The organism is Streptosporangium sp. NBC_01810 (assembly GCF_035917355.1).
In the GTDB taxonomy this organism is placed as follows: domain Bacteria; phylum Actinomycetota; class Actinomycetes; order Streptosporangiales; family Streptosporangiaceae; genus Streptosporangium.
On record NZ_CP109070.1, the window covers coordinates 3,882,429 to 3,895,782 of the forward strand.

Annotated in this window: 10 protein-coding genes (1 of these 10 running past the window's edge); 1 reads left to right on the top strand and 9 read right to left on the bottom strand. The window is 68.0% G+C overall.

Translation table 11 applies throughout. From position 1 onward, the window contains the following. Positions 1–4,805, bottom strand: the start of a protein-coding gene (locus OIE13_RS16680; protein WP_326830210.1) for a type I polyketide synthase. It extends 24,553 nt beyond the left edge of the window; only the first 4,805 of its 29,358 coding nucleotides appear in the window; its start codon is at positions 4,803–4,805; its stop codon lies beyond the left edge, outside the window. 566 nt (positions 4,806–5,371) lie between these two features. Between OIE13_RS16680 and OIE13_RS16685 the strand changes: the two genes are divergently transcribed. Continuing rightward, positions 5,372–6,025, top strand: a complete 654-nt coding sequence (locus OIE13_RS16685; RefSeq protein WP_326830211.1) for an O-methyltransferase — start codon at positions 5,372–5,374, stop codon at positions 6,023–6,025. A 113-nt stretch (positions 6,026–6,138) separates the two neighbouring features. Here the strand turns inward: OIE13_RS16685 and OIE13_RS16690 are convergent, their stop codons facing one another. The 8 genes from OIE13_RS16690 to OIE13_RS16725 form a co-directional block, all read right to left on the bottom strand. Further along, positions 6,139–7,248, bottom strand: a complete 1,110-nt coding sequence (locus OIE13_RS16690) for an HAD-IIIC family phosphatase (protein WP_326638663.1) — start codon at positions 7,246–7,248, stop codon at positions 6,139–6,141. Between the two features lie 18 nt (positions 7,249–7,266). Further along, the gene (locus OIE13_RS16695) at positions 7,267–8,376 is read right to left on the bottom strand and encodes an acyl-CoA dehydrogenase family protein (RefSeq protein ID WP_326638661.1); all 1,110 of its coding nucleotides are present in this window, start codon (positions 8,374–8,376) and stop codon (positions 7,267–7,269) included. Beyond that, positions 8,369–8,659 (bottom strand): acyl carrier protein, encoded by a 291-nt coding sequence (locus OIE13_RS16700; RefSeq protein WP_326638660.1) that lies wholly within the window; start codon positions 8,657–8,659, stop codon positions 8,369–8,371. Before OIE13_RS16700 ends, OIE13_RS16695 begins: the two co-directional genes overlap by 8 nt. After that, positions 8,656–9,510, bottom strand: a complete 855-nt coding sequence (locus OIE13_RS16705) for a 3-hydroxyacyl-CoA dehydrogenase family protein (RefSeq protein ID WP_326638658.1) — start codon at positions 9,508–9,510, stop codon at positions 8,656–8,658. The genes OIE13_RS16700 and OIE13_RS16705 overlap by 4 nt, the downstream gene beginning before the upstream one ends. A gap of 118 nt (positions 9,511–9,628) precedes the next feature. Beyond that, a complete protein-coding gene (locus tag OIE13_RS16710) occupies positions 9,629–10,705 on the bottom strand; it encodes a GDP-mannose 4,6-dehydratase (RefSeq protein ID WP_326830212.1) in 1,077 nt (358 codons plus the stop codon). Positions 10,706–10,990: 285 nt separating this feature from the next. Beyond that, on the bottom strand, positions 10,991–11,536 hold the full coding sequence (locus OIE13_RS16715) for a cold shock domain-containing protein (RefSeq protein ID WP_326638655.1): 546 nt from the start codon (positions 11,534–11,536) through the stop codon (positions 10,991–10,993). A 102-nt stretch (positions 11,537–11,638) separates the two neighbouring features. Next, positions 11,639–11,848: a DUF5988 family protein gene (locus tag OIE13_RS16720; protein ID WP_326638653.1), complete on the bottom strand. Its 210-nt coding sequence runs from the start codon at positions 11,846–11,848 to the stop codon at positions 11,639–11,641. 267 nt (positions 11,849–12,115) lie between these two features. Beyond that, positions 12,116–12,805: a helix-turn-helix transcriptional regulator gene (locus OIE13_RS16725; protein WP_326830213.1), complete on the bottom strand. Its 690-nt coding sequence runs from the start codon at positions 12,803–12,805 to the stop codon at positions 12,116–12,118. Between the last annotated feature and the right edge of the window lie 549 nt (positions 12,806–13,354).

Consider the following 13,354-nt stretch of genomic DNA (forward strand, 5'->3'; position numbering starts at 1 on the left):
AACGACGGAATCGTCCCGTCGTCCAGCACACCCGCGGTGTGAATCACCGCCGTCAACGGATGATCGGCCGGGACCCGAGCCAGCAGCGCCGCCACCTGATCCCGATCGGCCACATCACACGCCGCGATCTCCACCTCGACCCCGTGCGCGATCAGCTCCGCCTGCAACGCCACCGCCCCCGGCGCATCCGCTCCCCGCCGGCTGACCAGCAGCAGACGCCGCACCCCACGCTCGGCCACCACATGCCGCGCGAACAACCCGCCCAGACCACCGGTACCACCAGTGATCAACACCGTGCCCTCGGGATCCCACGAGCGGGCACCGTCCTCGTCCAGGTCATCGCCGACACCCGAACCCGGCGTCACCCGCGCCAGGCGCGGCACCCACATCTCACCGCCGCGCACCGCCACCTGCGGCTCACCCGACGCCAGAACCGCGGACAGCCCGTCGGACAAAGTCGCGAGCGAAGACCCCTGATCATCCACGTCGACCAGCACGAACCGGCCCGGATTCTCCAACTGCGCCGACCGCGCCAGACCCCACACCGCCGCAGCCGCCAGATCAGCCACCACCTCGCCGTCACCGGCCGCCACCGCACCTCTGGTCACCAACACCAGACGCGAATCACGACACCGGTCGTCGGCCAGCCACGCCTGCACCACATCCAGAACGCGAGCGGTCAGCTCATGTGCCGACTCCACCACCCCGCCCGCCGGATCCGAGACCACCTCCGCCAGCACCACACCCGGCACCGGACCCGCCTCCACCAGCGACGGCAGATCCGCATGGACCTGCACCAGATCCCCACCCGGCCGCCACGCCGCAGCGAGGCCCAACGCCCCTCGACCCAGCACCGCCACCGGCACCCCGTCGATCACCGCATGCTCCGGCACCGCCGTCCACTCCACCCGGAACAGCGCATCCCGCCCCGGCACCCGGCCACCGGCGGCCGGCAGGTCATCGGCCGAGAACGAACGCAGCGCCAGCGACCGCGCCGACAGCACCGGCTCCCCCGCCGCATCCACCGCCACCAGCGACACCCTGTCAGCGCCCGTCCTGGCCAGCCGCACCCGCAGCACCGAGGCGCCACCGGCGTGCAGGCACACCTCACCCCAGGAGAACGGCAACCGGCCGCCCTCGGCATCGTCCAGCCCGGCGAAGGTCACCGCGTGCAGCGCCGCGTCCAGCAACGCCGGATGCAACCCGAACGACCCCGCGTCAACCACCTGCCCGGGCAAGGCAACCTCCGCGAACACCTCACCGTCCGCACCCCGCCACGCCGCCCGCAACCCCCGAAACACCGGCCCGTAGCCCAGCCCGCCCTCGGCCAGCCGGTCGTACAACCCGTCCAGCTCGATCACCGACGCGTCCCGCGGCGGCCACACCGCCGTATCGAACACCGCCGTACCGAACACCGCCGTACCGAACACCGCCGTACCGAACACCGCCGTACCGAACACCGCCGTATCGAAGTGCGTGCCGGCCCCGCCCACCCCGGCGGTGTGAGCACGGCTCGCCAGCACACCGCCGGCATGCCGTACCCACACATCATGATCGTCGGCCTCCGTCGGCCGAGCGTGAATGCTCAGCTCCCGGCGGCCCGCCCCGTCCGCGGGTCCCACCCGCACCTGCACCGCGACGGCGTCGTCCCCGCCCAGCACCAGCGGCGCGGTCAAGGTCAGCTCCTCCACCACGTCACAGCCGACCTGATCACCCGCCCGCACCGCCAGCTCAAGGAACCCGGTGCCGGGGAACACCGCCATCCCGCCCACCAGGTGATCGGCCAGCCACGGATGCGACCCCAGCGACAACCTCCCGATCAGCAGCGCCTCATCGGAGTCGGCCAACCCCACGGCGGCCCCCAGCAGCGGGTGCCGGGCGGCCCTCAGGCCCGCCGCCGTCACGTCTCCCACCCGCGAGCCCGCGCCATCAGGCCAGAACCGCTCGCGCTGGAAGGCGTATGTGGGCAGCTCCGCCCGGCGGGCGCCGGGGAACACCGCACGCCAGTCCACCGACACCCCGCGCCCGTGCAGAGCGGTCAGCGCCGACATCACCGCGCGCTGCTCGTCCCGGTCCCTGCGCAGCGCCGGCACCAGCACCTCGTCCGGCTCCCACCCGGAGTTCTGGGCGCGTGGCTGCGAATCCGACGCCGAGTCGGTGTCGCGCGGGTCCGGTTCGGCGGCCAGGGTGTCCTGGGCCATCGCGGTCAACACCCCGTCCGGGCCCAGCTCCAGATAGGCCCGGACGCCCTGGGCGCGCAGGGTGCGCACCCCGTCGGCGAACCGGACCGCGCCACGCACCTGGTCCACCCAGTAGTCCGGCGAGCACAACTGCTCGGCCGTGGCCGTCTCTCCGGTCACGTTCGACACCACCGGAACCCGCGGCGGGTTGTAGGTCAGCGTGCCGGCCAGGACCCGGAAGTCCGCCAGCATCGGATCCATCAGCGGCGAATGGAACGCGTGCGACACCCGCAACCGGCGGGTCTTGACCCCCCGCTCCTCCAGGACGGCGGCGATGTCGAGGACCGGCTGCTCGGCCCCGGAGATCACCACCGAGGCCGGGCCGTTCACCGCAGCGACCGACACCTCGCCCCCGCGCCCGGCCAGCAACGGCTCGACGTCCTCCTCCGAGGCCTGCACCGCCACCATCGCCCCACCGGACGGCAACGCCTGCATCAACCGCGCCCGGCCGGCCACCAACGCACACGCATCGCTCAGGGACAGCACCCCGGCCACATGCGCCGCGGTGATCTCCCCGATCGAATGACCGGCCAGCACCTCCGGACGAACCCCCCACGAGGACACCAACCGGAACAGCGCCGTCTCCACCGCGAACAACGCCGGCTGCGCCCACCCCGTCCGATCCAGCAACCCCGCCTCGACCGAACCCGGCTCGGCGAAGATCACCTCCCGCACCGAACGCCCCACCCACTCGGGCAGGCGCCCGTCAAGCAGCGGATCCAGCTCCGCGATCACCTCGTCCAACGCCTTCGCGAACACCGGGAACCGCGCATGCAGCTCCCGGCCCATCCCCGCCCGCTGACTGCCCTGCCCCGTGAACAACACCGCCGACTTGGCCTGCCTGCCGCGGCCCTTGATCACTCCGGCGGCGGCGGCACCGTCCGCCAGCGCCGTCAACCCCGCGCGCAGCTCGGCGCGATCGGCGGCGAGAACCCCCGCCCGATACTCGAACGCCGACCGCGTCGTGGCCAGTGAGAACGCCACGTCGACCACGGCCGTCTCGGGCACGCCGTCCATGTGCGTGAGAAGGCTCGCCGCCTGAGCGCGCAGCGCCTCCTCCGTCCGGCCCGACACCAGCACCGGCACCACGCCCGCGTCCGAGGGCGCCCGGCCCGCGTCCGAGGGCGCCCGGCCCGCGTCCGAGGGCGCCCGGCCCGCGTCCGAGGGCGCCTGATCCTCCGCGGAAGCGTCCGCCTCGGCCGGCGGCGCCGCCTCCAGCACCACGTGGGCGTTGGTGCCGCTGACCCCGAACGACGACACCCCCGCCCGGCGCGGCCGCCCGGTCTCCGGCCAGGCCCGCTGCTCGGTCAGCAGCTCCAGCACGCCCGCGGACCAGTCCACCCGCGACGACGGCGCGTCCACGTGCAACGTCTTCGGCAGCACCCCGTGCCGCATCGCCATGACCATCTTGATCACACCGGCCACGCCCGCCGCCGCCTGCGTGTGACCGATGTTCGACTTCACCGAACCCAGCAGCAAGGGCCGCTCCCGGTCCTCGCCGAACGTGGAGATCAACGCTTCGATCTCGATCGGGTCGCCCAGCGTCGTACCCGTCCCGTGCCCCTCCACCACGTCGATGTCCGCCGTCGACAGCCGCGCACCGGCCAAGGCCTCACGGATCACCCGCCGCTGCGACGGACCGTTCGGCGCGGTCAGGCCGTTCGACGCCCCATCCTGGTTCACCGCCGAGCCACGGATGACCGCCAGCACCTGGTGCCCGTTACGCTGCGCGTCCGACAGGCGCTCCAGCACCAGCACGCCCACGCCCTCCGACCAGCCCGTGCCGTCGGCGCTGTCGGCGTACGCCTTGCATCGCCCATCGGGCGACAAGCCACCCTGGCGGTTGAACTCGATGAAGGTGCTGGGCGTCGACATGACCGTCACTCCGCCCGCGAGCGCCAGGGTGCACTCGGCCATCCGCAGTGAGTGAGCGGCCCAGTGCAGCGCGACCAGGGATGACGAGCAGGCCGTGTCCACCGTCACCGCCGGGCCGACCAGGCCGAGCGTGTACGACAGCCGACCGGACATCACGCTGTTCGCCGTGCCCGTGAGCCCGAAGGCGTCGATGTCGCGCGGCAGGCTGTCGCGGTAGTCCGGTGACATCGCGCCGACGAACACCCCGGTCTGACTGCCCCGTAGCGTGATCGGGTCGATGCCCGCTCGCTCGACGGCCTCCCAGGAGGCTTCGAGCAGCAGCCGCTGCTGCGGATCCATGCCCAGCGCCTCCCGGGGGGAGATGCCGAAGAAGCCGGCGTCGAAGTCCGCCGCGTCACGCAGGAACCCACCGGACAACGACTGCGGGACGGCGCCGCCGTACTCGTCCCGAAGCCTGTCAAGGTCCCAGCCACGATCGGCGGGCGGCCCGGATACCGGATCACCACCCTCCGCGAGCAGGCGCCACAGGTCCTCCGGTGAGGACACGCCGCCCGGGTACCGGCAGGTCATCCCGACGATCGCGATCGGCTCCAGGTGCTGTTCTTCAAGGTCGTGGACGCGTTGCCGGGTGCGCCGCAGATCCGCGGTCGCCCGCTTGAGGTATTCCCGGAGTTTCGCTTCGTTGTCCATATCAGCTCAACCCTTTTTCGACGACCAGCACGAACTCATCAACTCGTCGGGCCTCGAATGCTTCGCAATCGAGTTCGGCGATCACAGCGCCCCCATGTGCACCTCGCCGGCGGTCGCTAACCGGCGCCGGTGAGGTGCACGGATCCGCGCCACGCCGGAAGGTACGGGCAGGGGGGCAGGGAGTCAGGGGGTTTGGCACCTTCACCGACACCGCGCGCCACGCCATCCGGCCTCATACCACCTACCGCCGCGTCGAGTTCACAGGCTCCATCCACATCGGCCCAGTTTCGGCCCGGCGCTCCCTGAAAATCATTAGTAACTGCGGTCGCGGCACCGCCGTCCTGGCCGGTCACCTTCTTGGTGACGGCTCAGCGGCGCGTCCCGGCGCGCCTACGCCCCGGCGTGTGTGGAGGCCGTACGACCGCCCGTTCCCGAGCCGTACGACACCGCCCGTTCCCGAGCCGTACACCCGCCCGTTCCCGAACGGCCCGTGACTCTGGGGAAATGACCAGCCCGCGGGATCTTACGCTCGCGCAATGGCCGGTCAACTTCACATCACATCAGAGTTGTCAGAGTACGTTCACGAGATGTCGGCGCGGGAGGACGAGATCCTACGTTCCCTTCGTGAGGAGACCGCGGCCCTGCCCGCGGGCAGGGCGATGCAGGTCATGGCCGAGGAGGGGCAACTGCTGGCGCTGTTGGCCCGGCTCACCTGCGCGCGGACCGTGCTGGAGGTCGGCACCTTCACCGGCTACAGCACGCTCTGCCTGGCCCGCGCGGTCGCTCCCGGAGGCCGCGTCATCACCTGTGACATCACCGAGCGGTGGCCCAGCTTCGGAGTGCCCTACTGGCGCCGGGCCGGCGTGCTCGACCGGATCGACCTGCGGGTCGGCGACGCGTCGGACACCCTTGCCATGCTGCTGCTCGACGAGGGGCCGGGGTCGGTCGACTTCGTGTTCATCGACGCCGACAAAACAAACTATCCGAAGTACTACGAGGCCGGCCTCGCGCTGCTCAAGGACAATGGGCTGATCGTGGTGGACAACACCCTGTTCTTCGGCAAGGTCGCCGACCCGGCGGCACAGGACGCGGACACCGACGCCATCCGCAGGTTCAACACCTTCCTCCGGGAGGACCCTCGGGTGGACATCTCACTGCTGCCGATGGCGGACGGCATCACCCTGGTGCGCAAGAAGTGCCCGGCGGAACCGCCCTGCTAGTACTCCGTTCCGCAAAGGAGGGCGCGACGCGCGGCCGAAAACCTGAGGCCGCCCTGACAGCCTCCCGGCCTCCTGGGCCGGGGAGGGTCTGTCTTCCGATGAGGAACGTCGCACTAGGCGACGGGCGAAGGGCTGAGGACATTGGAAGGCGAAGGCCTGAGGTCCCGCGCGATGAGGTCCATCGTGGTGGGCGGGTCCTGCGGGGTCGGGACGAGATGGAGCCGTTGCAGGCCGCTGACGCCGGGGGCGGGCAGCCTCCCGAGGCATGGGCAGGTCTCGCCGGTGAATCCGCTGAACCGGTAGGCGATCTCCATCATCCGGTTGCGGTCGGTGCGGCGGAAGTCGGCCACCAGATGCGCGCCGGCGAGCGCGGCCTGGTCGGCCAGCCAGCGCAGGATCACCGTGCCCGCGCCGAAGGACACGACCCGGCACGACGTGGCGAGCAGCTTCAGGTGCCACACATGCGTGCCCAACTCCAGCAGAACGACCCCGACCGCGCCGTGCGGTCCGAAACGGTCGCTCAACGAGGTGACCAGGACGCGGTGCCGGGGGTCGTCGAGCAGCCGGACCAGCATCTCCTGTGAGTAGTGCACGCCGGTGGCGTTCATCTGGCTGGTGCGCAGGGTCAGTTCCTCGACCCGGGCGACGTGCTCCACGGTCGCGTGCTCGATGTGCATCACCAGGCCGAGCGAGCGGATGAACTTCTCATCCGAACCGGTGAAGCCGGACTTCGCGGTCTGCCGCCGGAAACCGGCCTGGTACATCTGCCGCCGGCGCCGGGCGTCCTCGGTCACCGTCTCCGGGCTGAACTCCGGCAGCCCGGCCAGCTCGGTGACCTGATCGGCGGAGTAGCACCGTACGTCGGGAAGGTGGAACGCCACCTCGGCCCGTTCCGCGGCCTGGTCGTCCACGAACGCGATCGTGCCGTGGGCGAACTTCAGCTCCTCCGCGATGTGCCGGATCGCGCCGGACTTGGGCGACCAACTGATGTGGGGCAGCACGAAGTACTCCGCGATGCCCAGTTTCTCAAGCTTCGCCCAGGCATGGTCATGATCGTTCTTGCTCGCGACGGACTGCAGGATGCCTCGGGAGTCGAGCACCCGGATGAGTTCACGGGTGGACTCCGGCAGGCGTACCTCGTCGTCCTCCAGCAAGGTTCCCTGCCACAGCGTGTTGTCCAGATCCCACACCAGGCATTTCACCATCGTGGTCTTGTCGGGCACCTGTTCTCCTCGTCTCGGTCAGCGCGACTGCGCGACGGCGTGCTGGGCGAGAATGAGCTGGCAGATCTCAGTGCTGCCCTCGATGAGTTCCATGAGCTTCGCGTCCCGGTAGGCCCGCGCCACCACGTGGCCGTCCTGCGCCCCCGCCGACGCCAGCACCTGTACGGCCGCCGCCGCACCGCGTGCGGCCTCGGTCGAGCTGACGTACTTGGCCAGGACCGTGGCGATCACCATCTCCGGCGACCCCGCGTCCCAGCAACGGCTCGCGTGCTCGCAGACCCGTGTCGCCGCCTGCTCGGCCGCCATGAGCTCGGCGAGGTATCGGGCCACGAGCTGGTGCTCGGCCAGTGGCCGGCCGCCCTGCCGACGGGTTCCCGCGTGCGAGCCTGCCGCCGAAAGGCAGGCACGCAGGATCCCGACGCAGCCCCAGGCCACCGATATCCGGCCGTAGGCCAGAGCCGTGGTGACCAGCAGTTGGAGCTGCTGTCCGCCGCCGCCGAGCACGGCGCTCGCGGGCAGCCGGACGGCGTCGAGGCTGACGTCGGCGTGCCCGGCGGCCCGGCAGCCGCTCGGGTTGGGCACCGGCCGTATGGTGACTCCCGGAGCGTCGGCGGGCACGACGACGGCGGCGCCGCCGTCGCCGTATCGTCCGAAGACGACGATCGAATCGGCGTAGCGGGCCACGGTGGTCCACGCCTTCTGCCCGTCGACCACCACCGTGTCGCCGTCGGCACGTATTTTGGTGGCCATCGCCGTCACATCGCTGCCGGCGTCACGTTCGCTGAAGGCGACGGCGGCCAGCTCGCCACTGGTCAGCCTTGGGAGGTACTCCTGCCGCTGGCGGGCGTCACCAAGCCGCTGGATCGTCCATGCCGCCATTCCCTGTGACGTCATCACGCTACGCAGGGAACTGCACAGGCTGCCCACGTGTGCGGTGAAGGCGCCGTTGTCCGAGCTCTTCCCGCCGATGCCGCCGTATGCGAGTGGTACCTCGGCGCAGAGCAGGCCCAGCTTGCCAAGGGTCCGGAGCGTCTCCACGGGGAGGAGACCTTCGAGGTCCCATGCCGCTGCCTGATCCCCGACCAGGTGGGTGACCCCTTCACGCGCCTCGGCTAACCACTCAGGCATGGTCCGCCACCGGTGCGTCCAGCAGCCGCAGGACGAGGGAGGTCATCCGCTCGACGGTGCGGAAGTTGTCCAGCTTCAGGTCCTCCCCGAGGATGGCGACGCCGTACCTCTGCTCCAGGTGGACGACCAGCTCCATGGCGAACATCGAGTTGACGAGCCCGGAGTCGAACAGATCCTTGTCGACGGCGACATCCGTTTTGATCCGCTCTTCGAGGAAGTCACGGATCTGCTGCTGGACGGTGTCGAGGGTCGGCTGAAGCATCTCTTCTGGTTTCGTGTTCACGAGAGCACCTTCTTGTAATCGTAGAAGCCCTTACCTGACTTGCGTCCGAGGTGCCCCGCGGACACCTTCTCCAGCAGCAGCTCACAGGGCTGGAAACTCGCGTTGCCGGTGCGCTCCCAGAGCATTCGCAGCGCGTCGACCAGATTATCCAGTCCGATCAGGTCGGCTGTGCGCAGCGGCCCGGTGGGATGTCCGAGACAGCCTCGCATCAGGTCGTCCACCGAATCGACGGTGGTCACGCCGGCCTCGACGATCCGCGCCGCCTCGTTGATCATCGGGTGGAGGAGCCTGCTCGTGACGAACCCCGGAGCATCCTGAACGACGATCCCGCGGCGCCCCATCCGCGTCAGCAGATCGGTGACCGCGGTCATCGTCTCATCGCTCGTCAGGGCGCCTCTGATCACCTCCACCATCGTGATCAGGTAGGCGGGGTTCATGAAATGAATGCCGACCAGCTCGTGCGGGCGGCCGGTGAATCTCCCCAGCTCCCCGATCGGGATGCCCGAGGTGTTGGAGACCAGCGGTGTTCCGGTCCTGACCAGCCTCGACGCCTCGCCCAGCACTTTCGCCTTGATCTCGGCGTCCTCGATGATCGCCTCGATGACCGCGGTGGCGTCGGCGACGGCCGCAAGCTCCATGGTCGTCGTCAGGTCGGCCACCGGGCCCTTCGCCGGTACCGTGCCCATGAGCCGCGCGTGCCGGAGCTGGAGGTCGACGCGGTGCCGGGCGTCGGCGAGCTTGTCCTCCGACACGTCGACGAGCACGACCGGGATGCCGTGGCCGATCGCCACGACCGCGATCCCGGTGCCCATTACCCCGGCCCCAAGAACCCCCAGACGGACATCTTTCACTTCATTCACCCCTGAGCCTCACATAACGGTTCGGGTTGGCCTTTCCCTATGCTTCACGGGCCACTTCTCCTCCGTACACCGGACACCCGTACACCGGACATGAGAAGCTCCGGTGAGCTCACCAACTCGATGCGAGGATGAGGTCTCCGAAGTCCCGCTCGCGCGAGGCGTGCTGGAGGTCGGACTCCACCATCATGTGCATGAGCTGCTCGAAGCCGACGCTCGGCTCCCAGCCGAGCTCGACTCTGGCGCGGCTTGGATCGGCGCAGAGGGTCTCCACCTCGGCGGGACGCACCAGCGCCGGATCGATGACGACGTGGTCCCGCCAGTCCAGTCCGACGTACTCGAAGGCCATCTGTACGGCGTCGCGCACCGAGTGCATGCAGCCGGTGCCCACGACGTAGTCGGTGGGCTCGTCCTGCTGCAGCATGAGATGCATCGCCCGGACGTAGTCGCCGGCGAATCCCCAGTCACGGACCGCGTCGAGATTTCCGAGACACAGCTTGTCCTGCAGGCCGAGCTTGATCTGGGCGACACCGAGGGAGATCTTCCGGGTCACGAACTCCGTACCCCGGCGCGGCGACTCGTGGTTGAACAGAATGCCGGAGACACCGTACATGTCGAACGACTCGCGATAGTTCCGGGTGATGAAATGGCCGTATGTCTTCGCGACCCCGTAGGGGCTGCGCGGGTGAAAGATCGTCGTCTCGTGTTGCGGACTCTCCACGACCTTGCCGAACATCTCCGAAGACGACGCCTGGTAGAAGCGGATCTGACCACTACTGCCGTCACGGGACTTGTCCAGCCCGCATACCAGGCGAATCGCCTCCAGCATCCGGAGCACGCCCATGCCATTGACCTCGGTGGTCAACTCGGCCTGATCCCAGGACATCGGGACGAAGGAGATGGCCGCGAGGTTGTACACCTCATCGGGCTGAACCTTGTCCACTGCGGTAACCAGGCTCCCCTCGTCCAACAGATCGCCATTGACGAATGACAGATCGCTGACAAGGCGGCTGACGCGGGATTTCCGGGGATTCGCCTGTCCTCTGATCAACCCCCAAACCTGGTATCCCAGGGACAGTAGATGCTCAGCCAGATAAGAGCCGTCTTGGCCGGTGATACCGGTGATCAGCGCGCGCCTGGACATGCACTTTCCTTTCAGCACCGTGGACAGGTTCCGACCGGACACCATCGCGACCGCGAAGACGCCGACGGCGTGCCCACAGCGGGAATCGAGTCCGTTGAACCGGCAGATCGCCGGCCCACGACCGAGCAGAGAATCTGTCGGGGTGTCAGATGATCGACAGTGGCAGTGGCCTGCCACCAGAGTCAAGGAGACCGAAAAACGCCAAGGAATTGTAGAGACTTCGGGGAACTGGAGGGCTCCCCTCGAACCCTCGACCGGAATCATCCGCGGGAGCGTGACCGGCGCCCGGGCCATCCGCATGACGGGATCGGCGGCCCGGGACTGAAAGCGCTACTCCTCGACCCAGCCGTGCGTCTGAGCGAGGCCGACGAGGCACTTGCGGACGCCCAGGAGTTGCTCCGCCGTCATCGTCGGCACGGCCGCGAGCATGGCCTCTGTGATCTCCTGCGTCAGTTCCCTGACGGACAGCACGTCACAGAAGCCGACGTCGTTGCCCTGACGGTCGGGGGTGGGGGCGGCCGGTTCCGATGACACCGCCGGCGCGATCGACGCGGGTGCCGGGGCGGGTCTCGGCACGGCGGACGAGAGCAGTGGGACCTTCGGTGGGCCGGGCCTGTCGAGCACGCGGACCTGGGACGCCTTCAGCCCCTTGCCGCCGTTCTCGACCCTGAATTCGACCCTCGTGTCGATCGAGATGAGACGCTTGTCACTGTCCAGGTCGTTGACATGCATGAAAACGTCTTCGCCACCTGAGTCAGGGGCGATAAAACCGAACCCACGAAATTCATCGAAACTGACGAGTTTGCCCGTTACCACCACACCACACCTCACCAGAGCCACAGTTCCCGAATTGGGGAGTACTGCCCGGAGAACCATTCGTCACAACCACCGGAATCCGCTCGCGGCTCAGCCGAGGAGCGCCACAGCGGCTATCTGACGTATGAGTCCCCGCACGTTTCTAAAGCTGGCCGACTATATTTACTCGGCTATTTTGGTACGTCCGGACCACTGGAAGATCGGAAGGCTCTCTCCGTCGACCGTCAGAAACTCACCGTTGTGTACGAAATGCTCGTATCCCGCGCCGAAGAGAATTTTCACCTTCTCCTCCGGCTCGACCGAACTTCGAACGTGACCGCGACCGGAAAAACGCTCCGGCCCACCGGAGAGCACAATTTTTGCACTGGTCACGATGACACCTCCCTTTACCATTACGGTTCCTTTGAAGAACACGATCGGGATCGGCGGCGATGATCGGTGAAACCGGCCGGGAAAACCCAATCGAGGTCACCCTGGAATCGCTGTACCAGAATATATGAACATCACGGAACGGTTGGCTCAATGGCTTTTCACACCGGCGTCGCCGACCGCTCCGAGTACCGGTCCTCCCACTGGTCTCCGGGATCCGATGACACGGTCATCCAGATCACCACGCGACCGTGGGCCGATTACCCGGACTTATTTCACGTAGTCGGGCAGAATCCGGGGCGGCCAGGAGCCGAGCCGGAAGATACCCATGGAGTACGCCTTGGAGACCAGAGCCGGGCGGTTGGTGGCCTTCAGCTTTCGCAGCAGCATCGTCACGTGATATTCCACACCGCCGCGGCTGAGGTACAGCATCGACGCGAGTTGCACTGTCGACACACCCGCCGCCACCCCTTCGAGTACGCGCGCCTCCATGCTGCTCAGCAACCTCTTTCGCCCGGTCAGCAGGTCATCACGCTGCTCCCGGTCGGGCCGTACCAGCACCATGATGCTCTCGACGTGGCCGGCCTCGCCGTGCAGCGCGATTCCGGTCAACTCACCGCCGAGCACGGTCTGATCCGGCCGTACGGCGATCACCCGCTCTTCGAAGCGGGCGCGCTGGTGGTCCGTCAGATGGGTGAACTGCTGTCCCAGCTTGTCGCGGACGCTCAGATGGAGCAGCTCGCAGAACGCCAGCCCTCGAATGTCCGCCAGGGAGCGTCCGAACTGCCGGGTGAACTCGAGATTCGCCTCGATAATCCTGGTCGTATGGTCGAGATTCGCCACGCAAATCCCTGACTGGTCGAAAAAAGAACGGTATTGATCTATCCTGTCAGCGGGCTTACCGACTAACAGAAGCCCGTGTTCCTCATCGACCAGGGCGGTGCCGATATCAATACTCACCTGGTGACCATTCCTCTCCTCCAGCAGACGAGACGATGACCCGATAACTACAGAGTAACGACCGAATCCACTTATTTACATGGTATTAACCCGCCCGAAAGTCGGTCAACATAAGTCCAGCACGAACAGTAAAAGACTGTGGTATGTGAGGCGTCTGGTTCGGACCTTGCGGTGCGGTGGCCCGGTCTCGTTCGGTACCGAACTCCCCTGCGCCCGCCCCGGGCAATATAGTTCACATCCTGCACTAATAATGTGCCGTGCGGCTGGGCACCCTGGGCCGGGTCGGCAGGCGGCGCCGCGCCGGACAGCTGAAATTGCACATCGCGATCCAGCTCACCTCGGGCCGGCGAACCGCGATGCCCGTCGTTGACCGGCGCCTCGACGTGGGTTTCTGCCGACCGAATTAAAGCGATGACCTTTATGCCGACTCCGAGCCCCTCGACCGCCTGGTCGGCGGAGGCCTCGCCGGACGGCGGCGGGAACCGGTGCCGCGGCCGGGAGACCGTCATCGGGGGTGGTCGACGGCGATTCACCGGACGCCCGGCTGTG

What these genes read in the sequence shown, in the direction of transcription:
- OIE13_RS16710 (WP_326830212.1), bottom strand. Translation starts at nt 10,705, where the DNA reads ATGGTGTCCGGTCGGAACCTGTCCACGGTGCTGAAAGGAAAGTGCATG.
- OIE13_RS16695 (WP_326638661.1), bottom strand. Translation starts at nt 8,376, where the DNA reads ATGCCTGAGTGGTTAGCCGAGGCGCGTGAAGGGGTCACCCACCTGGTC.
- OIE13_RS16715 (WP_326638655.1), bottom strand. Translation starts at nt 11,536, where the DNA reads ATGGTTCTCCGGGCAGTACTCCCCAATTCGGGAACTGTGGCTCTGGTG.